This is a genomic window from Pseudomonas akapageensis (assembly GCF_011355085.1).
Classification (GTDB): domain Bacteria; phylum Pseudomonadota; class Gammaproteobacteria; order Pseudomonadales; family Pseudomonadaceae; genus Aquipseudomonas; species Aquipseudomonas akapageensis.
The window spans coordinates 179,982-204,126 of record NZ_VXCP01000002.1 but is presented as its reverse complement, the minus strand read 5'-3'; the positions used below and the strand labels follow the sequence as shown (position 1 = coordinate 204,126).

The following is a 24,145-nucleotide window of genomic DNA, read 5'->3' as shown; positions in this document are numbered from 1 at the left end:
TTGCTTAAATATAGGTGGTTTTTAGCGGAGTCTTTGGCCCTTGCGTTCCCGATCCGTTAACATAGTCGGCTTTTTCATGGCGGGAGACAGGCAGCATGGCGCAGCAGTATCAACCGGGGCAACGCTGGATTAGTGACAGCGAAGCTGAGCTAGGTCTGGGTACCGTTCTGGCACAGGACGGTCGCTTGTTGACCGTGCTCTATCCGGCCACTGGCGATACCCGCCAGTACGCACTGCGCAACGCACCGCTGACACGGGTTCGCTTTTCGCCGGGTGATGTGATCACCCACTTCGAAAACTGGAAGATGACCGTACGCGAAGTCGAAGACATCGACGGCTTGCTGGTCTATCACGGCCTCAATGGCCACAACGAAATCTGCACCCTGCCGGAAACCCAGCTGTCGAACTTCATTCAGTTCCGCCTGGCCAGCGACCGTCTGTTCGCCGGCCAGATCGACCCGCTGGCCTGGTTCTCGCTGCGCTACAACACCCTGGAACACACCAGCCGCCAGTTGCAGTCCTCCCTGTGGGGCCTGGGCGGCGTGCGCGCCCAACCGATCGCGCACCAGTTGCACATTGCCCGTGAAGTCGCCGACCGCATCGCGCCACGGGTATTGCTGGCCGACGAAGTGGGGCTGGGCAAGACCATCGAAGCAGGCCTGGTGATCCATCGCCAACTGCTGTCGGGCCGGGCCAATCGCGTATTGATCCTGGTACCGGAAAACCTCCAGCACCAGTGGCTGGTGGAAATGCGTCGGCGTTTCAACCTGCAGGTCGCCCTGTTCGATGCCGAGCGCTTTATCGAAAGCGATGCCGGCAACCCCTTCGAAGACGCGCAACTGGCACTGGTGGCCCTGGAGTGGCTGACCGAAGACGAAAAGGCCCAGGATGCGCTGTTCGCGGCCGGCTGGGATCTGATGGTGGTCGACGAAGCGCACCACCTGGTCTGGCACGAAGAAAAGGTCAGCCCCGAATACGCGCTGGTCGAGCAATTGGCCGAGATCATTCCCGGCGTCCTGCTGCTCACCGCGACCCCGGAACAACTGGGCCAGGACAGCCACTTTGCGCGCCTGCGCCTGCTCGACCCGAACCGTTTCCACGACCTGGCCGCCTTCCGCGCCGAGAGCGAGAACTATCGCCCGGTGGCTGAAGCCGTGCAGGAACTGCTCGACCAGGGCCGGCTCTCGCCCAAGGCCCATGCGACCATCCAGGGTTTCCTCGGCGATGAAGGCGAGGCCCTGCTGGGTGCCGTCAGCGACGGCGATACCCAGGCCAGCGCCCGTCTGATTCGCGAGCTTCTGGACCGTCATGGTACCGGTCGCGTGCTGTTCCGCAACACCCGCGCCGCGGTCCAGGGCTTCCCGGAACGCAAGTTGCACCCGTACCCGCTGCCTTGCCCCGATGAATACCTGGAACTGCCGCTGGGCGAACATGCCGAGCTATACCCGGAAGTCAGCTTCCAGTCCCAGGCCGACAACAGCGATGAAGAGCGCTGGTGGCGTTTCGACCCGCGCGTGGAATGGCTGATCGATACCCTGAAGATGCTCAAGCGCGTCAAGGTGCTGGTCATCTGTGCCCACGCCGAAACCGCCATGGACCTGGAGGACGCCCTGCGCGTGCGTTCCGGCATTCCGGCCACGGTTTTCCACGAAGGCATGAGCATCCTGGAACGTGACCGCGCGGCCGCCTACTTCGCCGATGAAGAGTTCGGCGCCCAGGTGCTGATCTGCTCGGAAATCGGCAGTGAAGGCCGCAACTTCCAGTTCTCCCATCACCTGGTACTGTTCGACCTGCCGTCGCACCCGGACCTGCTGGAACAACGTATCGGCCGTCTCGACCGGATCGGCCAGAAGCACACCATCGAGCTGCACGTGCCGTACCTGCAGAGCAGCCCGCAAGAGCGCCTGTTCCAGTGGTACCACCAGGCGCTCAATGCCTTCCTCAACACCTGCCCGACCGGCAACGCTCTGCAGCATCAGTTCGGCCCACGCCTGCTGCCGATGCTCGAAAGCGGCGATGACGACGAATGGCAAAGCCTGGTCGATGAGGCCCGTGCCGAGCGCGAACGCCTGGAAGCCGAGCTGCACACCGGCCGCGACCGCCTGCTGGAGTTGAACTCCGGTGGCGCTGGCGAAGGTCAGGCGCTGGTCGAGGAAATTCTCGAGCAGGACGATCAGTTCACCCTGCCGATCTACATGGAGACCCTGTTCGACGCTTTCGGCATCGACAGCGAAGACCATTCGGAAAACGCCCTGATCCTCAAGCCGAGCGAGAAGATGCTCGACGCCAGCTTCCCGCTGGGCGATGACGAAGGCGTGACCATCACCTACGACCGCAATCAGGCGTTGTCGCGCGAAGACATGCAGTTCATCACCTGGGAACACCCGATGGTCCAGGGTGGCATGGACCTGGTGTTGTCCGGTTCGATGGGCAACACCGCCGTGGCGCTGATCAAGAACAAGGCACTCAAGCCCGGCACTGTTTTGCTGGAGCTGCTCTACGTCAGTGAAGTGGTCGCCCCGCGCGCCCTGCAACTGGGCCGTTACCTGCCACCGGCCGCCTTGCGCTGCCTGCTCGACACCAACGGCAATGACCTGGCGGCCCGGGTGTCTTTCGAGACCCTCAACGACCAGCTGGAAAGCGTGCCCAAGGCCAGCGCCAACAAGTTCATCCAGGCCCAGCGCGATGTGCTGACGCCACGGATCAACGCCGGCGAAGCCAAGATTGCCCCGCGCCACGCCGAGCGCGTTGCCGAGGCGCAGCGTCGCCTGACCGCGGAAACCGATGAAGAGCTGGCACGTTTGACGGCTTTGCAAGCGGTCAACCCGACCGTGCGCGACAGTGAGATCGAGGCACTGCGCAAGCAGCGTGCCGATGGTTTGGCGATGCTGGACAAGGCTGCATTGCGCTTGGAAGCGATTCGGGTGTTGGTTGCAGGTTGATTGAAATGCTGAGGCCCTTCGTCGCATGGAAGGGCCTCATCGCTGGCAAGCCAGCTCCCACAGGGTATGTATGCGTACCGGTATACCCTGTGGGAGCGGGCTTGCCCGCGATCGACCGCGCAGCGGTCGCATTCAAGCCAACGCCGGCACCCCATCCACCACCATCCCCTCCCGCATCCGCTGCGCATCCTGGCTGAAACACCGCGACGCCTGCAGCAAAAACACCAGGGTCAGCAGCAGCGCCACCGGAATCAGGTACATGGCGTCATGCAATCCGACCGCCTTGAACGCTTCGGTCATCTGCCCCGCCCCCGCTTCAAGCATGGCCGTCTGGGCGAAATGATCCGACAGCAAACCCACCACCACCGGCCCCAGCCCACCTCCAAGCAAATACAGCCCGGCAAAGTACAAGGCCATGGCCGTGGCCCGTAGACGGGGCTGCACCACATCCTGAATGGCGGTGTAAACGCAGGTATAGAAGTTGTAGGCAAACAACCAACCGATGCTGAACAGCACCACGAACACACCGATTTCAATCCGTCCGGCATGCAAGGCACAGGCAGTAGACACTGTTGCCACCAGCATGCTCACCGCCGCGAACAGCAGGCGGCCACTGGCCACGCGCTGATGGATCCTGTCGGCAATCCAGCCGCCCAGTGTCAGCCCGACCAGGCCGGTCAATCCGACGATCACACCGGTCGCCACAGCGGCCTCCTGCAAGGGCAACAGGAAGTAGCGCTGCAACATCGGCACCATGAAAGAGTTGCAGGCGTAGGACGCAAAGTTGAAGGTAAGCCCCGCCAGCGTCAACCAGCCGAAGGTCGGAATCATCAGCACCCGGCGCAACGGACGGTCGATCGGCGTTTGAGCGACCGCCACGGTTTCCGCCGCGCCGCGCGCCGGCTCACGAATGAAAAACATGAACACCGCCAGCAGCAGCCCCGGCACCGCCGCAATGAAAAAAGGCGCACGCCAGCTGCCGAAGGCCTGAACCATCGAGCCGATCGTGAAAAACGCCAGGAGCAGCCCCAGGGGCAGGCCCAACATGAAAATTCCCATGGCCCGCGCCCGGCGATGGGCCGGAAACAGATCCCCGATCAGAGAATTGGCTGCCGGCCCGTAGCTGGCCTCGCCTATGCCTACACCCATGCGCACCAGCAGGAAGCTCCAGAAGCTCCCGACCAGGCCATTGACCGCCGTCAACGCGCTCCACACCGCCAGGCCCCAGCCCATCAGGCGGCTGCGCGAGCCTGTATCGGCCATGCGCCCCAGAGGCAGGCCGGCCATGGCATAAACGATGGTAAAAGCGGTGCCGATAATGCCTAGCTGAAAGTCGCTGAGGTGCCACTCCATCCTGATTGGCTCAATGATGATGGCCGGGATGGTTCGGTCGAAGAAGTTGAACAGATTGGCCAGAAACAACAGGAACAAAATGCGCCAGGCGTTTGCCGCTTGGGTCGATTTCTGCATGGGTAGCTCTCTTTTATTGTTATTCGAACCCCCAACAGACCACCCGAGACACGCTACTCATCCCTGATGCTGCCGAGCCCTTGCGCTTGAATCTAGAAGGCCCTGCAGGAACTGTCTGCGATCATTCGCCAGCCTGATACCAGCCAATCGAAGGCAGCGCAGGGCATGTCTTATCGCGCTTGGCTATCAAGCTGATAACGAATGGTTTGGTATCACCGTGCCACCACCCAGGCGATCGCCCAGCCACCTCCTATACTGCCAAGACTCGTCCACACCTCCACCAGAGACGAGACCCGTGAATAGCTAGCAAAGGGCGCACTATGGTCTGGCTTGGGTTACATATTCTCGCCGAACTTCCACCCAACGGTCAGATCCTCCTGGATTGCAGGCATGACCCTTTGCTGGTGTTGCTGGCCTATCTGGTTGCCTGTGCCGGCAGCTTTGCCATGCTGAACATCGCCGAACGCGTCAGTCATGTCGAAAGCGCCAATGCACAACGCCAATGGCGGCTGCTCGGGGCCTTTTGCCTGGCGGGCGGCATCTGGGCGATGCACTTCATCAGCATGCTGGCGTTCGAAGCGCCGCTGGAAACCCATTACGACCTGCCTGTCACCGGCGCCTCGCTGCTGATCACGCTGATCGCCGCCATACTCGCGATGAACACGCTCAGCCAGGCAGAAATGCGGCCCATCAAGTATCTGCAAGCATCCACGTGCATCGGTCTGGGCATCGCCGGAATGCATTACACCGGCATGTCGGCCATGCAATCGGACGCTGTCCAGTACTACCATCCTGACCTGTTCGTGCTGTCGATCCTTATCGCGATCGTCGCCAGCCTTGCCGCCCTGTATCTGGCGCGGCACTTTCGCAATGGCGGCGGCATGTTCCATCAGTTGCTCAAATACTTTGCCAGCCTGCTCATGGGGGGCGGGATTGTCAGCATGCATTTCACCGGGATGTCAGCCCTGACACTGGTCTTGCCCGCCGGCAGCGCACTTGAGCTGACGAAGACCGATAACAGCCTGCAACTGAGCCTGACCATTGCCTGCATCACCTTGCTGATCATCGCCAGCAGTATCAGCGCAGCCCTGGCCGACAAAAAACTGCAATGCAAGGAGCACGACCTTCAGCGTGTCAACGCCTTGCTCAGCCAATTGGACCAGGCGCGGATGTCGCTACAACAGGTCGCCCACTACGACGCGCTGACCAACCTGATCAATCGCCGCGGCTTCAATCAGGTCTTCGCCGAGAAACTGGCCGAGCGTAGCGCCAGCAAAGGCATGCTCGCCGTGATGTTCCTGGACATCGATCATTTCAAGCGCATCAACGACAGCCTTGGTCACGACGCCGGTGACGAACTGCTGCAGATCATTGCCGGCATCATCAAAAGTGCAACACGCAGCCATGACGATGTGGTCGCCCGTTTCGGCGGTGACGAGTTCTGCATCCTCTTCAGCCTGAGCAACCGAGAGGAAGCCCAGCACATGGCTCAACGCATCATGCAGAAGATGAAGGAACCCATCGTCCTGGTTGGACGGCATATGGTCATGACCACCAGCATCGGCATCAGCGTTTTCCCCGATGACGGAACGACCTGCGATGAGCTGCTGAAAAACGCCGACCTTGCGCTTTACCAATCCAAGGGCAGTGGCCGCAACAACCTGAATTTCTTCAACTCCAACCTCAAGGCCCGTGCCACCCTGGAATTGCAGCTCGAAGAAGAATTGCGCTCGGCGCTGGTCGAAGATACAGGCCTGGAGCTGTACTACCAGCCCATCTACGACCTGCATACCGGCCAGGTGGCCAAACTCGAAGCCCTGATCCGCTGGGAGCATCCACAACATGGCCTGCTCAGCCCGGACCGTTTCATCGGGGTCGCCGAAGCCAACGGCCTGATCGTCAAACTCGACACCTGGGTCCTGCGTCGCGCCTGTCAGGACCTGAGTTTTCTGAGTCACATCGGCTGCGAGCAATTGAAAATCACTGTGAACTGCTCAGCGCTGAACCTGTGTCGCGAAGAACTTCCCGATGAAGTTCATGACGCCCTGCGTTCGGCCGGCGTTGAACCTCATCGGCTGGAACTGGAAGTCACCGAAAATGCCCTGATGGGCAACATCAACACCACAGCAAAGCTGCTGTCCAGAATCCGTGCCCTGGGCGTTTCGCTGTCGATCGATGACTTCGGAACCGGCTACTCCTCGCTCGCCTACCTTAAACGCCTGCCCCTCGACACCCTGAAGATCGATCGCTCCTTTATCCAGGACATTCCCAAGTCACCGCAAGACATGAATATTGTCCAGGCGATCATCGTCATGGCGCACACCCTGCACCTGCAGGTGGTGACCGAGGGAGTCGAGACCTCCGAGCAATATGCGTTTCTCAAGCAACACGGCTGCGACTTTGTCCAGGGCTACCTGCTCAGCAGGCCAGCTCCGTTGCGTCACCTGCGGCCGATCCTCGATCTGCTCAACCGCAGCACAAGCGTCGAACGCCTCGACTTCACTCGGTTTTATCCTGGCCACGGTACAGATGGATCAATGTCGCGGGATCTTTTTGCAGGAAACCCTGGCTACCATGCAGTCGCATCAATTGCGCAGCCAGTCCGCTGATCGGCGTGGCCGAACCCTGTTCACGGGAGAACTTCACGGCAGTGTCCAGATCCTTCAACAGGGTACGGACATGCCATTTGACCGGTTCGAAACGGCTCTCGGCCATTTGCGGCGCCAGAATCTGCAAGGGTCTTGAGTCGGCGAAACCACCGGCGAGCGCTTCGGCGATCAAGCTCGCATCGACGCCCGCCTGTTCTGCCAGAGCGACCACTTCGGCAATCACCAGCGCGTTGCAGGCCACGATCATCTGATTGCAGGCCTTGGTCACCTGCCCTGCCCCCACGCCGCCCATGTGCGTCACACGCTGGCCCAACGCCAACAGGATCGGCCGGGCCCGCGCCACGTCCGCCGCTTCGCCGCCCACCATGATCGCCAGGGTGCCGGCTTCGGCACCCGGCGTACCGCCGGAAACCGGTGCATCGAGCCAGTGCATGCCCTTTTGCGTCGCCAGTTGCGCCGCCATTTCACGGGTAGCGGTAGGTTCCAGGCTGGACAGATCGATCAACAGTTGCCCGGCACGGGCACCTTCGACCACACCTTGCGGGCCGAAAACCACATCACGTACCACCGCGGTATCGGCCAGGCACAACAGCACCACGTCAGCCGCCTGGCACAGTTCGGCGGGACTGTGGACCTGACGTGCACCGGCCGCCACCAGCTCCGCGCACTTGTCCGGTGAACGGTTCCATACCGTCAGCGGATAACCGGCCGCCAACAATCGACGACACATGGGCAACCCCATCAATCCGATACCGGCAAAAGCCAGCGAAGGCAACGCAGCGCTCATCAAAAGCTCCTTTGTGAATTAAAGAACCGGCTCGATTGGACGATTTATTACATAGGCTTGGCAAGGCATCCCCTTATATACCACTAGGGTGGAACCCTATCGCTCAAGCGAAACACGCGCTGTAAAGTCGCGAATCCCACAAAGTGATGGCTTGATGATATCCATTCGGTCGGCCATCCAGTCCAGGCACATGGCGCAAAATGACCTCCAAGAATAATCCTGCCAACGCGGTATCCGAGTTGATTCTGTCCTCTGCCATGCACCAACCTACAGGCTCGAAAGGACTCTACAGCGCACGTCCGCTCAACCCGCAGCAATACCTGTATTACACCGAACCCGATATCCAGCGCATCCTCGACAATCTCGACGGTCTGCGCGACCTGGTGTTCCCGCATGCCGCCCACCTGGAAGATACCGGCGAACTGCGCCGCGACCAGCAATTTCCATCGGTCTGCCTGATCGGTCTGGGCCGCTGCGGTTCGAACATTGCGCTGGATGTGGCAGAACTGGTGTACAACGCCCGCAAGTTCTACCTCAACGAATTCAACAACGAAGACCGCATCACCGAAAGGGACTACAGCCCGGCGCGGTGGATCCGCAACAATCTGCGCCTGGTGCAGAACAAGGCGAGCAAGCCGGTCTTTCTGGTCGAGCCACTGGTCATGCTGGGCGACCTGGACAAGGATATCGCCGGGCGCATCCGCTTCTCGCGCAAAGGCGAGAAAAGCGGCTTTATCAACGACTACAGCAAAATGAAAATCATGGACCTGTCGGAAGTCCATGCCGGCGGCGCCGGTAACGCGCCGATCCTTGGCCAATACCTGGCCAAGATTATCCTGAACAAGGAAACCCAGCGCTTCTCCAGCGCCGACTGGAAGCTGATCCATTCCTATCTGATCGACTCCTGCGGGATCAAGGCCAACCAGTCACGGCTGTATTTCTATATTTTCAGCGCCGGTGGCGGTACCGGTTCAGGCATGGCTTCGGAGTTCGGCCTGGCTCAGCAGTACTCGTACATGAACAAGACATTCGACACAAAGCCTGCCGACGAGAATGACAGCAAGAGTGGGCACTCGTTTGTTTTCGAGCCGATTTTCACCAGTGGCATCTGCGTACTGCCGAATATTTCCGATCATCGCAGTGAAATGTCCGAAGCCCTGCACATCAACGCCGGTCGGCTTCTGTGCAAATATCTGTCTGAAGAATGGGACTTTTCTTACAACTTCGACAACGAAGACAGTAGCGAAGCCAGCGTCATGGGCCGCATTCGCCCCTGGAACGCGATGATGCTGATTTCCAACGACATCATGCGCTACGCCGAAGAAAGCGATGACGGCAACATCCAGAATATTGATGTCAATGCGATGGAAAAGCACGCCAACCAGTACATCTCGCAACAGATCTTCAACATCCTGACCGCGCAGGCGGTGACCACCGACTACGACCAGAACTATTTCCGTCGTGCCGGCATTGATATCGGCGAAACCATCCGCCTGGACGCCAACGACCTGTTCATGAGCCTGGCCGGACCGGTAGCCATCGCCTATGCGGAATCTGTCGTACCGGAACAGCCGGCGCAGGTCTCGGACAAGTTCAAAGTGTTCGAAAAGGAGCAGCCGGCACTCAACATCGACGATCTGTTCTTCCGCTCCATCGATCTGCCGCACTTCAACAAGGTCACCCAGGCCATCGAAGGCATCAGCCTGCTGCCGATCGAGTCCACGCGCTACCGCGCAGCCCTGGAGCAATACAAGGCCTCGGGCTACGACGCCGCGGCCCTGCATGACCTGCACTTCTTCAAGAATTGCTCTTCGGTGGTGTCGATCGTTTCCCTGCCCAAGGATTACAAGCTGTCGTACATGGACTTGAACCGGCTCAAGACCCACCTCAACAGCCTGTTCCCCAACACCACGCTCAAACGCTATGCGCTGGTGATCGGTGCCTCGGCCAACCTGTCGCTGACGACCCTGATCGCCAAGAGCCCGTGCCTGTCCGATGATTTCCTGACACTGATCGTGGCCTTCATCAAGCGTTGCTTTGCCCGTCCTCCGTACCGGTTCGACGATACGCTGGACAACTCGATCCTGGACTTCATCATCGGCGAAGACTTCGATGAAGATCGTATCGACGAACTGCTCAATGAATTCGAGAACCCGGCCAAGATCCTCGATACCAACTGGTATGCGATCAAACCGATGTACGAGAAGAAATACCGCGAGCTGATCAATGACAAGAGCAAGTTCGTGTCGATCAACGATATTCGCCTGTCGCGCGAATGCGTCAAAAAAGCGGTGAAGTACCTGCGCGAGATCTACCGTCACCGGATCGGCAAGACCAAGGTCATTTCGTTGAACAGCCACACCGGAAAAACCGACTATTGAAAGAGCCCCGCGAGCGTTGACTAGTTGATCAAACTGTTACCGCTCGCGCTCTTTGTAAACTTGACTGTTACCGAGCACCACTTATTGACTTTCCAGTCACGCACCATGACTGTTATGGACAATAGTTTGGCGCACCATGATGGTGCAAATACTCAGGATTTCTCCCTGACCTGAATCAGGACCCAGGGCGAAACCACCACTGCCCAAATTTCCGGACGATGCTCGTTCAGCTCTGCCGCCTTCGTATCAGACAGCTTGCCCACGGCCCCGGCGGCCTGCCAGGCAACGAATTGCTCATGGCGGTTCTCGGCGACGGCCTGTGCCACCTCGATCAGATCCAGACTGGGTTCGACCCACAATAGGGCACTGCGGGCAAAAAAGCGCTGCACCGATTCCCAGGTAGTGACTGCAGTTTCGCCGAGCAGTTTGGCATAGAGGGTGCTAGGTTGTTCTGTCATGGGTTTCACCAAAAATAATCTGACGCTTTCTTTGGTCCCTATTTTTGCAGAAAAACCCGGTTTCAAATAAGTGATTGATCGAGCGGTTCGTAAAAGCCAAGGATTGCACCCTGATCAGTGCAATACCTGCCGCTTTTTTGTATCTTTCTGTCAATTAAGCGACGCCTATGTGTTTTGCCCCCGGCCGCCAGCTTTTCAAGCGATAAATCGGCGCTCTACACTGTACCGGTACAGTTACCGGGGGGATGACCGGGATAGGTGTGGTATTGCTGATCCGGTCCTGTAGCCTTGGTCGCCAGGACTATAAAAACTACAACAGATGATTGGAGCACTAATGAACAAGGCTACTAAGCAGATTTCCAAGCTGTTTGCCGCAATGGTACTGGCCGGGGTTGCCAGCCATTCGTTCGCAGCCGACACCATCAAGATCGGCATCGCCGGCCCGAAAACCGGTCCGGTCACTCAGTACGGCGACATGCAGTTCATCGGCGCCAAGATGGCCATCGAGCAGATCAACGCCAAGGGCGGCGTCGACGGCAAGATGCTCGAAGCCAAGGAATACGACGACGCGTGCGACCCTAAACAAGCCGTGGCCGTCGCCAACAAAGTGGTCAACGATGGCGTGAAATTCGTTGTTGGTCACCTGTGCTCGAGCTCCACTCAACCGGCTTCGGACATCTACGAAGACGAAGGCGTGATCATGATCACCCCGGCTGCCACCAGCCCGGACATCACCACCCGTGGTTACAAGATGGTGTTCCGCACCATCGGTCTGGACAGCGCCCAGGGCCCTGCCGCCGGCAACTACATCGCCGATCACGTAAAACCGAAAATCGTTGCTGTGCTGCATGACAAACAGCAATACGGTGAAGGCATCGCCACCGCCGTGAAGAAAACCCTCGAAGGCAAAGGCGTCAAGGTTGCCGTGTTCGAAGGCCTCAACGCCGGTGACAAGGACTTCTCCTCGATCATCCAGAAGCTGAAGCAGAACAACGTCGACTTCGTCTACTACGGCGGCTACCACCCGGAGCTGGGCCTGATCCTGCGCCAGTCCAAGGAAAAAGGCCTGAACGCCAAGTTCATGGGGCCTGAAGGCGTCGGTAACGACTCCATCTCGCAGATCGCCCAGGACGCATCCGAAGGCCTGCTGGTGACCCTGCCGAAATCCTTCGACCAGGACCCAGCCAACAAGGCACTGGTTGACGCGTTCGCCGCCAAGAAGCAGGACCCGACCGGTCCGTTCGTGTTCCCGGCCTACTCGGCAGTCGAAGTGATCGCCGAAGGCATCAAGGCCGCCAAGAGCGAAGACACCGCCAAGGTGGCTGAAGCCATTCACAAAGGCACCTTCAAGACCCCAACTGGCGACCTGTCGTTCGACGACAAGGGCGACCTGAAGGACTTCAAGTTCGTGGTCTATCAGTGGCATTTCGGTAAACCAAAGACTGAAGTTTCGCCTCAGTAAGCAGGTTCCATGAGTAATAGAGCCCACTGCGCAAGCAGTGGGCTTTGTTTTACGAGGTTAATGGGTCAGGGTCCCGCGATCCGGGATCTGACTTACCTGAAAATCTTAAAACCGTCACCAGCGGTTCGCTGGCAAACGCTCGTGCGAAGGTGGCCACAGACCACACACCACGGGCTGGGACATGACTCCACCAGTGAAATGCGTATCAGGTTTTTAGGAGCGTTGTAATGCCTGAGATCTATCACTTCTTCCAACAGCTGGTTAATGGGATGACCATTGGCAGCACCTATGCCTTGATAGCCATTGGCTACACAATGGTTTACGGCATCATTGGAATGATCAACTTCGCCCATGGCGAGGTCTACATGATCGGTTCCTACGTGGCTTTCATTGTCCTTGCCGGACTGGCCATGCTGGGTATCCATTCTCTGCCGCTGTTGATGACCGCCGCTTTTCTGGCGACCATCGTTGTCACCAGTGCCTATGGCTACAGTATCGAACGAATCGCCTACCGCCCTCTGCGGGGCAGTAACCGCCTGATTCCATTGATCTCGGCAATCGGCATGTCGATTTTCCTGCAAAACACCGTGCTGCTGTCGCAGGATTCCAAGGACAAATCGATCCCCAACCTGATCCCGGGTAGCTTTACCTTTGGTCCGGGTGGCGCACATGAAGTGCTGATCTCATACATGCAAATTCTGGTGTTCGTGGTGACCCTGGTGGTGATGCTCTGTCTCACCCTGTTCATCTCGCGCTCACGTCTTGGGCGAGCCTGCCGGGCCTGTGCCGAAGACATCAAGATGGCCAACCTGCTGGGCATCAACACCAACAACATCATCGCCCTGACCTTCGTCATCGGTGCCGCCCTGGCGGCCGTGGCGGCCGTGCTGCTGAGCATGCAGTACGGCGTGATCAACCCTAACGCCGGTTTCCTGGTGGGCCTCAAGGCCTTCACCGCGGCAGTTCTGGGCGGCATCGGCAGCATTCCGGGCGCCATGCTCGGCGGGTTGGTGCTGGGGGTGGCCGAAGCCTTCGGCGCCGATATCTTCGGTGATCAATACAAAGACGTGGTGGCTTTCGGCCTTCTCGTTCTGGTGTTGTTGTTCCGGCCAACCGGCCTGCTGGGCCGCCCGGAGGTTGAGAAAGTATGACTCGCAATCTTAAACAGGCGCTGTTCAGCGCCCTGCTGGTATGGGCAGTCGCTTACCCGGTACTCGGCCTGAAACTGTCCATCGCCGGCATCAGCCTCGTCGTGGAAGGTGCCAGTCCTACAACGCTGGCCATCATTGCCGGTTGCTCGGTGCTGATGTTCCTGCGCGTGTTGTTCGACAACCAGTGGAACAACCTGATGCGGTCCGGGCAGAGAGGCCCTCTGGTTTCGCCCAAGGTCAGCCACTTCATGACCCTGCCCAAAACCCAGCGCTGGGTCATCATGGGCTTGATCGTCGTCGCGCTGGTGTGGCCGTTCTTCGGCTCCCGCGGTGCGGTGGACATCGCCACGCTGATCCTGATCTACGTGTTGCTCGGCCTGGGCCTGAACATCGTGGTCGGCCTGGCCGGCCTGCTCGATCTGGGCTACGTCGGTTTCTACGCCGTCGGCGCCTACAGCTATGCCCTGCTCTCGCACTACTACGGTCTGAGTTTCTGGATCTGCCTGCCCATCGCCGGACTGATGGCTGCGACATTCGGCTTCCTGCTCGGCTTCCCGGTGCTGCGTCTGCGTGGCGACTACCTCGCGATCGTGACCCTGGGCTTCGGCGAAATCATCCGTCTGTTCCTGCGCAATCTGACCGGCCTCACTGGCGGACCGAACGGCATCAGCAACATTCCCAAGCCAACGCTGTTCGGCCTGAGCTTCGACAGAACGGCCGCCGAAGGCATGCAGACCTTCCACGAGTTCTTCGGCCTGACCTACAACCCGGTCAGCAAGGTCGTTTTCCTCTACCTGGTTGCACTGTTGCTGGCGCTGTTCGCCCTGTTCGTGATCAACCGCCTGCTGCGCATGCCGATCGGGCGTGCCTGGGAAGCCTTGCGCGAAGACGAAATCGCCTGCCGTGCCCTGGGCCTGAACCCGACCGTGATCAAGCTGTCGGCCTTCACCCTGGGTGCCTGCTTCGCCGGTTTCGCCGGTAGCTTCTTCGCTGCGCGTCAAGGGCTGGTCACACCGGAGTCGTTCACCTTCATCGAGTCGGCCACCATCCTCGCCATCGTGGTGCTGGGCGGCATGGGCTCGCAGTTGGGCGTGGTCCTGGCGGCGGTCGTGATGATCCTGCTGCCCGAGCTGATGCGTGACTTCAGCGAATACCGCATGTTGATGTTCGGCGCCTTGATGGTGCTGATGATGATCTGGCGTCCACAAGGTCTGCTGCCCATGCAACGTCCTCACATGGAGCTGCGTAAATGAGCAGAGAGATTCTCAAAGTAAATGGCCTGAGCATGCGCTTTGGCGGCTTGCTGGCGGTCAACAACGTCGCCCTGAGCGTGAAAGAGAAACAGGTGGTGTCGATGATCGGCCCTAACGGCGCCGGCAAGACCACCGTGTTCAACTGCCTGACCGGGTTCTACAAACCCACCGCCGGCAGCATCCAGCTCAACGGCGAAGCGATCGAAGGCCTGCCCGGCCACAAGATCGCCGGCAAAGGCGTGGTGCGGACCTTCCAGAACGTGCGGTTGTTCAAGGAAATGACCGCCGTGGAAAACCTGCTGATTGCCCAGCACCGCCACCTGAACACCAACTTCCTGTCAGGCCTGTTCAAGACGCCGGCGTTTCGCCGCAGCGAGCGCGAGGCCATGGAATTTGCCGAGTTCTGGCTGGAAAAGGTCAATCTCAAGGAATTCGCCAACCGTCCCGCCGGCACCCTGGCCTACGGCCAACAGCGTCGCCTGGAGATCGCCCGCTGCATGATGACCCGTCCGCGGATCCTCATGCTCGACGAACCGGCCGCCGGCCTCAACCCGCGGGAAACCGAAGACCTCAAGGCGCTGATCGGCACCCTGCGCGAAGAGCATGACGTGACCGTGCTGCTGATCGAACACGACATGAAACTGGTCATGAGCATCTCCGACCACATCTTCGTGATCAACCAGGGCACCCCTCTGGCCAACGGCACGCCGGAGCAGATCCGGGATAACCCTGAAGTGATCAAAGCCTACCTGGGGGAAGCGTAAATGCTGCAGTTCGAAAACGTTTCCACCTTCTACGGCAAGATCCAGGCGTTGCACGGCGTCAACGTCGAAATCCGCCAGGGCGAAATCGTCACCCTGATCGGTGCCAACGGTGCCGGCAAGTCCACCCTGCTGATGACCCTCTGCGGTTCGCCTCGCGCCCACAGCGGCCATATCCGCTACATGGGCGAAGAGCTGGTCGGGCTCGACTCGGCACAGATCATGCGCAAGAGCATTGCCGTCGTGCCGGAAGGCCGCCGGGTGTTCGCCCGCCTGACTGTCGAAGAGAACCTGTCCATGGGCGGCTTCTTCACCGCCAAGGGCGACTATCAGGAACAGATGGACAAGGTCCTGCAGTTGTTCCCGCGCCTCAAGGAGCGTTTCAACCAGCGCGGCGGCACCATGTCCGGCGGCGAACAGCAGATGCTCGCCATCGGCCGTGCGCTGATGAGCAAGCCCAAGCTGCTGCTGCTCGACGAGCCGTCGCTGGGTCTGGCACCGATCATCATCCAGCAGATTTTCGACATCATCGAACAGCTGCGCCGTGATGGGGTGACCGTGTTCCTGGTCGAGCAAAACGCCAACCAGGCCCTGAAAATCGCCGACCGTGCCTACGTGCTGGAGAACGGTCGCGTGGTCATGCAGGGCACCGGCGAAGCGCTGCTCAACGATCCGAAGGTACGCGATGCCTATCTGGGTGGTTGATGCCACGCTTTGAAAAAACGGCCTTCGGGCCGTTTTTTTTTGCTCCGCCAATCTAAATCGGAACGCGGAACCTGTAGCCGCTGCCGCAGGCTGCGCTCGCCTGCGAAGCAGGCGCAGGATCTCAAGATCGCCGGGGAGCCCCTGCGGGTCTCCAGCGCAGCCTCGCGGCAGCGGCTACGCCAATCGAGGTATGCCGAGCATAAATAAATTCCCCCCCTCCTGTAACAGATAAACCAGATCGCTCTCTAGTCATGCAGGCAAGCGACACATTCCCCGTGTCGCGCCCATCCTGAACTGACCACCGGAGCACTACCATGAACAGCAAAAACACCCTCGGCCTGTCCCTCTCCACCGCTGCCCTGGCACTGGCCCTGGGCTCGGCCCTGAGCTTGAGCGTGATCCCCGCGGCCCAGGCCGCCGACGACATGGAAAAATGCTTTGGCGTTGCCATGAAGGGTAAAAACGACTGCGCTGCAGGCGCAGGCACCAGTTGTGCCGGCACGTCGAAAATGGATCACCAGGCCGATGCCTGGAAGCTGGTCCCCAAGGGCACCTGCGAAAAAACCGCGAGCACCACCTCGCCTACCGGCTTCGGGCAAATGGCTGCCTTCAAGGCCAAGTCCTGATCCTCCCCAGTCTGGCCTGAGACGCGATCATGCCCCATCCAGCCGCTCCCACCCTGCATCGACCCGCTCAGGCCGCTTGCCAGCTACCAGCCCGTGTCGGGCTGGGGCTCAAGCCCGAACATTTTCGCAGCCTGCTCGACACATGCCCGGACATTGGTTTTCTTGAGATCCATGCCGAAAACTACATGGTCGAGGGTGGACCCTTTCATCACTACCTGGGTTTGCTTCGCGAAAAATATCCACTTTCTATACATGGGGTCGGGTTGTCCATCGGCGCAGAATCCGCACTGGACCACGACCACCTGCTACGCCTGAAACGCCTGCTGGAGCGACACCCGCCGCAGGTATTTTCCGAGCACCTGGCCTGGTCCAGCCATGGCCCGCTGTTTCTCAATGATTTGCTGCCGCTCGCCTACGATGTGCCCACGCTGAATCGTGTCTGCGCCCATATAGAACAAGTGCAGGACACACTGGGGCGGCCCCTGCTGCTGGAAAATCCAGCCACCTATCTGCAGTTCAGGGCCTCGACCCTGGATGAAACCGACTTTATCTGCCAGGTCGTACACCGGACCGGTTGCGGCCTGCTGCTCGACGTCAACAACGTCTATGTCACATGCATCAATCACGGCAGTGATCCGCTGGCGTATCTCGACGCCCTGCCCCTGCAGGCAGTGGGGCAAGTGCACCTGGCAGGTTTCAGCGAAGATGCCGACGACACCGGCCAGCGCCTGCTCATCGACAGCCACTCGACCCCCATCGACGACGCGGTCTGGGCCCTGTACCGCCTGCTACTCCAGCGCGTCGGGCCAGTGCCGACGCTGATCGAGTGGGACAATGATCTACCGCCCATGCACTTTCTTCTGGCCCAAGCGCGCCTGGCACAAGATCTGATCGAGGCTTGCGAGGTGCAGTCATGAGCCTGCAAGGCGAATTTACCTCAGCCCTGTTCGACCGTTCGTACACCAGGCTCCCCGAGATCTTCAGCAGTCCATCGCCTGCAAGCCGCTTTACGATCTACCGCAACAACGTGTTCAGCTCAATGCTGGACGCCCTGGCCGACAGCTACCCGGTGGTGGCGCAATTGGTTGGCGAAGCGTTCTTCAACGCCATGGCCCTGACATTCGTGCAGGCTCATCCGCCCCGGTCGCGCTCGCTGGTGGACTATGGCGAAGACTTCGCCGCCTTTATCGAAACCTTCACACCGGCAGCCGGCCTGCCTTACCTTGCCGACGTCGCACGCCTGGAGCGGCTATGCGTACGCGCCTATCACGCCTGCGACAGCCAGGCGGTCAGTCTCGAACTACTTGCCGAATTGATGGCACAGCCCGAGGAGCTGGCCGAGCTGCGCCTTGGCTTGCACCCCAGCCTTTCCATTCTGCCGTCTGACTACGCCGTGTGTTCTCTCTGGGAGGCGCACCAGCCGGGAGGTGACATCACGAAGGTCGACCCCTGTCTGCCCGAGCGCGCCTTGGTGCTGCGCTGCGGCCTGGAAGTCGAGCTGTTGGCACTGGATACCGGCACGTGCGCTTTCATTCAGGCCCTGCAGGCCGGCTTGCCCCTGGGCCGAGCTGCCCACCTGGAGGGGCACGCCAGCTCCAGCTTCGATTTGGGCCAGTGCCTGGCCCTGCTGATCAGCAAAAACGTCATTACCCAACTGCTCACAGAAGAAAAGGCCAGACCATGACTACCCAGATTGAGACCCGCATCCACCCCACCTGTATCGTCAAACGCACCCTCGCGCTGTTCGAGGCGATACCCCATAGCCTGATTGCGTTCATCGCTCGCTTTTCCATTGCGGCGGTGTTCTGGAAATCCGGACAGACCAAGGTGGAGGGTTTTGCCGTCGACCTGATCGGTGGCACGTTTGAATTTGGCGCGCCGCGCCTGGCCGATTCGACCACTTACCTTTTCAAGAACGAGTATCACGTCCCCTTGCTGTCGCCAGAACTGGCAGCGCACCTGTCGGCCTTTGCCGAGCACGTTTTCCCGGTCCTGATTCTGATTGGCCTGGCGACGCGTTTCTCTGCACTGGCGTTGCTCGGCATGACCCTGGTCATCCAGACATTCGTCTATCCCGATGCCTACCCCACTCATGGCACCTGGGCTGCCGTTCTGTTGTACCTGATGGCCCGTGGACCGGGTGTGATTTCAATCGATCACTTGATAGCCCGACGCTAAAGATTTTCCAGCACCTGGGTGCTGCGATGAAACCCGCTCACCAGATAGTCGGCCAACACCTGAACTCGTTTGGGCATGCCGCCCTGATAGGGGTGAACCAGGAACATCGGCGTGCTGCGGGTCTGATAGTCCCGCAGCAGCCACTTCAAGCGCCCATCGCCAACCTCGGCGGGCAACATGTAGGACGGCAGGCGAACGATCCCGGCGCCTACGAGAGCAGCTTTCTTCAGCAGACTGTAATGATTGCTGGCGAACGTCCCCGAGACTCGAACGCGCAGCAACTCATGGCTCTGGTGGTACAGCCACTCTTCCCGTCCGCTGTAGTGGCTGTTGAGCAGGCAACGGTGTTCTGCAAGGTCCATCGGGGTAAGCGGTTCTCCGTACTGCGCGAGGTAGGCGGGGCTGGCGCAGGTGACCTCCTGCATGGCTAACAGGGGCCTGGCCACCAGCCGCTCGTCATTGGCCACGTTCGAGCGAATTGCCAGATCGAAGCCATCGCGCAGCAAGTCCCGGTACGCGTTGTTGAGCTCCAGTTCGATCTGGATTTCCGGATGCTCGACGGAAAACTCCAGCAGCAACCCTTCAAAGAAAGCCTCACCCAGCGAGACGGGCACGGTCATGCGCACGGGGCCGGCCAACTCGTCCTTGAGCCGGGCCAGCGCCTGGCGTGCACGCTCTACCTGCAAGACCAGCGCCTGGGCCTGGGGTAAAAGTGCCGCGCCGGCTGCCGTCAAGCTGAGGCGGCGGGTCGTGCGATGCAGCAATTGCACCGAATGACTGGCTTCCAGATGACTGATGCGCTTGGACAGCTGGCCCTTGCTCCAGCCCAATTGCTGCGCAGCGAGGGTGAAGCTGCCTGCCTCCATCAACACCGCAAAGGCCGCCAGGTCGTCCAGTTCGCTCATGGATTGTTTCCAAACGAAAACCAAAGGTTGCCCATTAGTACGCTTATCCCAATAAAAAACCATCCTAAACTGATGGCTCACCCCGCTTACTTGAGGAATGGCTCAATGAAAATCCTGTTGATCGGCGCCAACGGCACCATCGGTTCGGCGGTAGCCGAAGAACTGGCGCCACGTCACGAGATCGTGCGCATCGGACGCACCAGCGGCGACTTCCACGTCGATATCAGCGATAGCGCCTCGATTCGCCGGCTGTTCGAACAAACCGGCAAGTTCGATGCACTGGTCTGCGCAGCAGGTAACGTGACCTTCGCCCCACTGGAGAACATGACCGAGAAAGACTTTGCACTGGGCCTGCAGGACAAGCTCATGGGCCAGGTCAACCTGCTGCTGATCGGCCGCGAATTCGCCAATGACGGCGCGTCCTTTACCTTGACCACCGGTGTTCTCAGCCATGATCCCATTCGCAGCGGCAGTTCGGCTGCGCTCGTCAACGGCGCCCTGGACAGTTTCGTTCGCGCCGCTGCGATCGAATTGCCACGCGGCCTGCGCGTCAACTCAGTGAGCCCGAACGTGCTGGTTGAGGCAATGGGCAGCTACGCGCCGTATTTCCGCGGGTTCAAGCCGGTCCCGGCAGCCGATGTGGCGCTTGCCTATGCCAAGAGCGTGGAGGGCCTTCAAACCGGTCAAACCTACCGGGTTGGCTGAACGACACCCTTGTGATCGGCGGGCAGCCTGAGTAACGTGGCGACACTTCTCAGGAGACCATTTGATGCGCGCTGCCCGTTCCCTACTGCTCGTTGCCTTGCTGCCCTTGTTCACCGGCTGCCAGATGTTCGCCGATAAACCGACGAATTCCACCGCCGGCATGACCCGCATGCAGGGTGTACTCAAGGGCGAAGGCGGTCACCTGTTGTTCCAGCCGTGCCAGGAACAACGGCGCTTCGTGGTCAATGACAGTGGCAACACCGGCGTGTTGCAGGAAGCCTCGGCCCAGGCCAGCAAGCCCGGCACGATCTTCGTCGACCTGCTCGGCAGTTTTTCCGCGAGCAAGTCCGGCGGCAACGATGGCCAGCTCAACCTGCAACAGGTCTATCGCATCGAGCGCTCGACCAATGCCTGCGAAGACCCCAACTTCAAGCGCCTGACCCTGCGCGCCAGCGGCCACGCGCCGAACTGGAACCTGAAAGTCAGCGGCATGGGCATGGTCCTGGAACGTGAAGGCCAGCAGCCTTTGGCCTTGCCTTATCTGGAAGAACAGTTGCCCGACGGGCGCTTCAACCTGACCAGCGAAGCCAACGACCAGCGCATCGAACTGTGGGTCGCCCCCCAACGCTGTGTCGACAGCGTCACTGGCAGCGTGCAGCACCTGAGTGCCGAACTGCGGGTCAACGGCCAGACCCAGCGCGGTTGTGCCTACTACGGCGGCTCGCGCAACGAGTGAGGACGCCGACCGACCATCAGCGCCGCGCGTTTTTATCCTGACGGCAGACAGGGTTTACAGCTTATAATTGCCGGTTCGTGTAAAGCTGCCGGGGCGCCCCTGTGGCCCGGATATTGGACCCTGTCATGTTACGAATCACTGAACTGAAGTTGCCACTGGATCATCCTGACGAAGCCCTGCGGCCTGCCATCGTGCAACGCCTGGGGATTGCCGATGATGAACTGCTGGAATTCACCCTGTTCAAGCGCAGCTACGATGCGCGCAAGAAGTCGAGCGAACTGCACTTCATCTACACCATCGATTTGAGCGTGCGCGATGAAGCCGCGCTGCTGCGCAAGTTCAGCGAAGATCGCAACGTCAACCAGGCGCCGGACGTCAGCTACAAGGTTGTCGGCCATGCTCCGGAAGGCCTGACCGAGCGCCCGGTAGTGGTCGGATTCGGCCCCTGCGGGATTTTTGCCGGCTTGCTGCTGGCGCAGATGGGCTTCAAACCGATCATCCTCGAACGCGGCACCGAAGTTCGCCAGCGCACCAAGGACACCTGGGGTCTGTGGCGCAAGAACGTGCTCAACCCGGAGTCGAACGTGCAGTTCGGCGAAGGCGGCGCCGGCACCTTCTCCGACGGCAAGCTGTACAGCCAGATCAAGGATCCGAAGCACCACGGCCGCAAGGTGCTGCACGAGTTCGTCAAGGCCGGCGCCCCGGAAGAAATTCTCTACGTCAGCAAGCCGCACATCGGTACATTCCGCCTGACCGGCATGGTCGAGACCATGCGCCACGAGATCCAGGCCCTGGGCGGTGAGATCCGCTTCCAGCAAAAGGTCACCGATGTACTGATCGAAGACGGCCAGCTGCAGGGTGTGGTCCTGGAAAACGGCGAACAGATCGCCTCGCGCCATGTGGTCCTGGCACTGGGCCACAGCGCTCGCGATACCTTCCGCATGCTGCACGGTCGCGGCGTGTTCATGGAAGCCAAGCCCTTCTCCATCGGCTTTCGTATCGAGCACCCGCAGGGGTTGATCGACAAGGCACGCCTGGGCAAATACGCCGGCCACCCGAAACTCGGCGCCGCCGATTACAAACTGGTGCACCATGCCAGCAACGGTCGTTCGGTCTACAGCTTCTGCATGTGCCCGGGCGGTACCGTGGTCGCGGCCACCTCCGAGCCTGGCCGGGTCGTGACCAACGGCATGAGCCAGTATTCGCGTAACGAGCGCAACGCCAACTCGGGGATTGTCGTCGGAATCACACCCGAAGATTACCCGGGCGGTCCGCTGGCCGGGATCGAACTGCAGGAACGCCTCGAATCCCACGCCTATGTGCTGGGCGGCAGCAACTACGAAGCGCCGGCGCAGTTGGTCGGCGACTTCGTGGCCGGCAAGCCTTCCACTGAACTGGGCAGTGTCGAGCCGTCCTACAAACCCGGTGTCGCCCTGGGTGATCTGGCGCTGGCCTTGCCGGACTACGCCATCCAGGCCATCCGCGAGGCCCTGCCGGCCTTCGACAAGCAGATCCGCGGTTTCGGTCAGCACGACGCCGTGCTGACCGGCATCGAAACCCGGACTTCATCGCCGCTGCGCATTACCCGCGACGAAACGCTGCAGAGCCTGAACGTCAAGGGACTGTTTCCGGCCGGCGAAGGTGCAGGCTATGCCGGCGGGATTCTCTCGGCCGGGGTCGATGGCATTCGCATCGCCGAAGCCGTGGCCTGCAGCATGCTCGGCCTCAAGGACTGATCGCCGATCGGCACAGCCAGGGGCTGTGCCGATCCCAGCTCAGATACCCGCGCGCAACACCGTTTCAGGCAAAGGATCGCCTTGTTCCGCGCAGGCCTTGACCCGGGCTATCAACGGATCCAGCTGATATCCCTGGGCCTGCAGCCAGCCTGGCTCGTAATAGGTCGTGGCATAGCGATCCCCTCCATCGCAGAGGATCGCCACGATCGATCCACTCTCCCCTGCCTCTTTCATCTGCTGCGCCGCCATCAGCGCGCCGATCAGGTTCGTCCCGCTCGACCCGCCGACCCGCCGCCCCAGGCGCCCTGCCAGGTAATGCATGGCCGCCAGCGACAAGGCATCGGGCACTTTGACCATCGCATCGATCACGCGCGGCAAGAACGAAGCCTCTACCCGTGGCCGGCCTATGCCCTCTATGCGCGAGCCGCAGTCCAGGCTCAGATTGGCATCGCCGCTCTGGTAGTAGTCAAAGAAAACCGAACGCTCGGCGTCGGCACACAGCACGCGGGTAAAGTGCTGTCGGTAGCGCACGTAACGCCCCAGGGTGGCCGTGGTGCCACCGGTTCCGGGGCTAGAGACCAGCCAACTGGGCTCGGCATGCCGCTCCAGGCGCAGTTGGGAGAAGATCGATTCGGCGATGTTGTTGTTCGCCCGCCAGTCGGTGGCGCGTTCGGCGTAGGTGAACTGATCCATGAAGTGGCCGCCGCTTTCCCGGGCCAGGCGTTCGGATTCGGCATAGATCTGCGTTGGATCTTCGACCAGATGGCTCTGGCCACCGTAAAAGGCGATCTGGGCAATCTTCTCTTTGGAGGTGGTCGCTGGCATCACGGCAATGAATGGCAGGCCCAACAAGCGGGCGAAGTACGCCTCGGAGATCGCCGTCGAGCCGCTGGACGCTTCAATAATCGGCGCACCGGGGCGCAGCCAGCCATTGCACAGGGCATACAGGAACAGCGAGCGCGCCAGGCGATGCTTGAGACTGCCGGTGGGATGACTGGACTCATCCTTGAAATACAACTCGATACCGGGGAAGCCCGATAACGGCAAGGGAATGAGGTGCGTGTCGGCACTGCGCTGGAAATCTGCTTCGATGATGCGGATCGCTTCAAGCGCCCACTTGCGGTTTTCGCCCATGATGAAAATATCCGTTGAGTGCCAAACAACCAGTTTAGGAAAATTCCTACAACCGACACAGGCACAGTCAGCCACCAATATCCCGCCCAACTGCTAGGCTCTTCGCGTCGGAAGCTCATTTACCCGCTTATAACAAAATAGAATAT

The 24,145-nt window shown here is 60.1% G+C and carries 20 protein-coding genes; 15 read left to right on the top strand and 5 right to left on the bottom strand.

What is annotated here, in order from left to right; genetic code table 11:
• Positions 1-95: 95 nt before the first annotated feature.
• Complete coding sequence (gene rapA / locus F2S13_RS02795) at positions 96-2,942, top strand: RNA polymerase-associated protein RapA (protein ID WP_166358840.1); 2,847 nt, start codon at positions 96-98, stop codon at positions 2,940-2,942.
• Between the two features lie 132 nt (positions 2,943-3,074).
• On the opposite strand, the gene F2S13_RS02790 is transcribed toward rapA, so the two are convergent.
• Positions 3,075-4,412 carry a spinster family MFS transporter gene (locus F2S13_RS02790; RefSeq protein ID WP_166358838.1) on the bottom strand — a complete coding sequence of 446 codons (1,338 nt, stop codon included), beginning with the start codon at positions 4,410-4,412 and terminating at the stop codon, positions 3,075-3,077.
• A 320-nt stretch (positions 4,413-4,732) separates the two neighbouring features.
• Here F2S13_RS02790 and F2S13_RS02785 point away from each other — a divergent pair, with 320 nt between their 5' ends.
• Positions 4,733-7,021 (top strand): putative bifunctional diguanylate cyclase/phosphodiesterase, encoded by a 2,289-nt coding sequence (locus tag F2S13_RS02785; RefSeq protein WP_166358836.1) that lies wholly within the window; start codon positions 4,733-4,735, stop codon positions 7,019-7,021.
• On the opposite strand, the gene F2S13_RS02780 is transcribed toward F2S13_RS02785, so the two are convergent.
• Positions 6,912-7,808 carry an NAD(P)-dependent oxidoreductase gene (locus F2S13_RS02780; protein ID WP_166358834.1) on the bottom strand — a complete coding sequence of 299 codons (897 nt, stop codon included), beginning with the start codon at positions 7,806-7,808 and terminating at the stop codon, positions 6,912-6,914. The genes F2S13_RS02785 and F2S13_RS02780 overlap by 110 nt on opposite strands.
• Before the next feature lie 200 nt (positions 7,809-8,008).
• Here F2S13_RS02780 and F2S13_RS02775 point away from each other — a divergent pair, with 200 nt between their 5' ends.
• On the top strand, positions 8,009-10,189 hold the full coding sequence (locus F2S13_RS02775; protein ID WP_166358832.1) for a hypothetical protein: 2,181 nt from the start codon (positions 8,009-8,011) through the stop codon (positions 10,187-10,189).
• Between the two features lie 152 nt (positions 10,190-10,341).
• On the opposite strand, the gene F2S13_RS02770 is transcribed toward F2S13_RS02775, so the two are convergent.
• On the bottom strand, positions 10,342-10,647 hold the full coding sequence (locus tag F2S13_RS02770; protein ID WP_166358830.1) for a DUF2288 domain-containing protein: 306 nt from the start codon (positions 10,645-10,647) through the stop codon (positions 10,342-10,344).
• Positions 10,648-10,981: 334 nt separating this feature from the next.
• On the opposite strand from F2S13_RS02770, the gene F2S13_RS02765 reads away from it, so the two are divergent.
• From F2S13_RS02765 to F2S13_RS02725, 9 genes are all read left to right on the top strand, one after another.
• Entirely contained in the window at positions 10,982-12,109 is a 1,128-nt protein-coding gene (locus F2S13_RS02765; protein WP_166358828.1) for a branched-chain amino acid ABC transporter substrate-binding protein, read from the top strand.
• 227 nt (positions 12,110-12,336) lie between these two features.
• Positions 12,337-13,260, top strand: coding sequence for a high-affinity branched-chain amino acid ABC transporter permease LivH (gene livH / locus F2S13_RS02760; RefSeq protein ID WP_166358826.1), 924 nt, complete (start codon positions 12,337-12,339; stop codon positions 13,258-13,260).
• Positions 13,257-14,513: a high-affinity branched-chain amino acid ABC transporter permease LivM gene (locus F2S13_RS02755; RefSeq protein WP_166358824.1), complete on the top strand. Its 1,257-nt coding sequence runs from the start codon at positions 13,257-13,259 to the stop codon at positions 14,511-14,513. The genes livH and F2S13_RS02755 overlap by 4 nt, the downstream gene beginning before the upstream one ends.
• Positions 14,510-15,277, top strand: a complete 768-nt coding sequence (gene livG / locus F2S13_RS02750; RefSeq protein ID WP_166358822.1) for a high-affinity branched-chain amino acid ABC transporter ATP-binding protein LivG — start codon at positions 14,510-14,512, stop codon at positions 15,275-15,277. Before F2S13_RS02755 ends, livG begins: the two co-directional genes overlap by 4 nt.
• A complete protein-coding gene (locus F2S13_RS02745; RefSeq protein ID WP_166358820.1) occupies positions 15,278-15,979 on the top strand; it encodes an ABC transporter ATP-binding protein in 702 nt (233 codons plus the stop codon).
• 314 nt (positions 15,980-16,293) lie between these two features.
• A complete protein-coding gene (locus F2S13_RS02740; RefSeq protein WP_166358818.1) occupies positions 16,294-16,605 on the top strand; it encodes a BufA1 family periplasmic bufferin-type metallophore in 312 nt (103 codons plus the stop codon).
• 29 nt (positions 16,606-16,634) lie between these two features.
• Entirely contained in the window at positions 16,635-17,522 is an 888-nt protein-coding gene (gene bufB, locus F2S13_RS02735; protein ID WP_166358816.1) for an MNIO family bufferin maturase, read from the top strand.
• The gene (locus F2S13_RS02730) at positions 17,519-18,289 is read left to right on the top strand and encodes an HvfC/BufC N-terminal domain-containing protein (RefSeq protein ID WP_166358814.1); all 771 of its coding nucleotides are present in this window, start codon (positions 17,519-17,521) and stop codon (positions 18,287-18,289) included. The genes bufB and F2S13_RS02730 overlap by 4 nt, the downstream gene beginning before the upstream one ends.
• Positions 18,286-18,783: a DoxX family protein gene (locus tag F2S13_RS02725; RefSeq protein ID WP_166358812.1), complete on the top strand. Its 498-nt coding sequence runs from the start codon at positions 18,286-18,288 to the stop codon at positions 18,781-18,783. Before F2S13_RS02730 ends, F2S13_RS02725 begins: the two co-directional genes overlap by 4 nt.
• Here the strand turns inward: F2S13_RS02725 and F2S13_RS02720 are convergent.
• Positions 18,780-19,688, bottom strand: coding sequence for a LysR family transcriptional regulator (locus tag F2S13_RS02720; protein WP_166358810.1), 909 nt, complete (start codon positions 19,686-19,688; stop codon positions 18,780-18,782). The two genes, F2S13_RS02725 and F2S13_RS02720, sit on opposite strands and share 4 nt — an antisense overlap.
• A gap of 105 nt (positions 19,689-19,793) precedes the next feature.
• Between F2S13_RS02720 and F2S13_RS02715 the strand changes: the two genes are divergently transcribed.
• The 3 genes from F2S13_RS02715 (at position 19,794) to F2S13_RS02705 (ending at position 22,865) form a co-directional block, all read left to right on the top strand.
• Positions 19,794-20,393, top strand: coding sequence for a short chain dehydrogenase (locus F2S13_RS02715; protein WP_166358808.1), 600 nt, complete (start codon positions 19,794-19,796; stop codon positions 20,391-20,393).
• A 64-nt stretch (positions 20,394-20,457) separates the two neighbouring features.
• A complete protein-coding gene (locus F2S13_RS02710; protein ID WP_166358806.1) occupies positions 20,458-21,129 on the top strand; it encodes a COG3650 family protein in 672 nt (223 codons plus the stop codon).
• A 125-nt stretch (positions 21,130-21,254) separates the two neighbouring features.
• The gene (locus F2S13_RS02705; protein WP_166358804.1) at positions 21,255-22,865 is read left to right on the top strand and encodes an NAD(P)/FAD-dependent oxidoreductase; all 1,611 of its coding nucleotides are present in this window, start codon (positions 21,255-21,257) and stop codon (positions 22,863-22,865) included.
• 39 nt (positions 22,866-22,904) lie between these two features.
• On the opposite strand, the gene F2S13_RS02700 is transcribed toward F2S13_RS02705, so the two are convergent.
• On the bottom strand, positions 22,905-23,999 hold the full coding sequence (locus F2S13_RS02700; RefSeq protein WP_166358802.1) for a PLP-dependent cysteine synthase family protein: 1,095 nt from the start codon (positions 23,997-23,999) through the stop codon (positions 22,905-22,907).
• Positions 24,000-24,145: the final 146 nt, after the last annotated feature.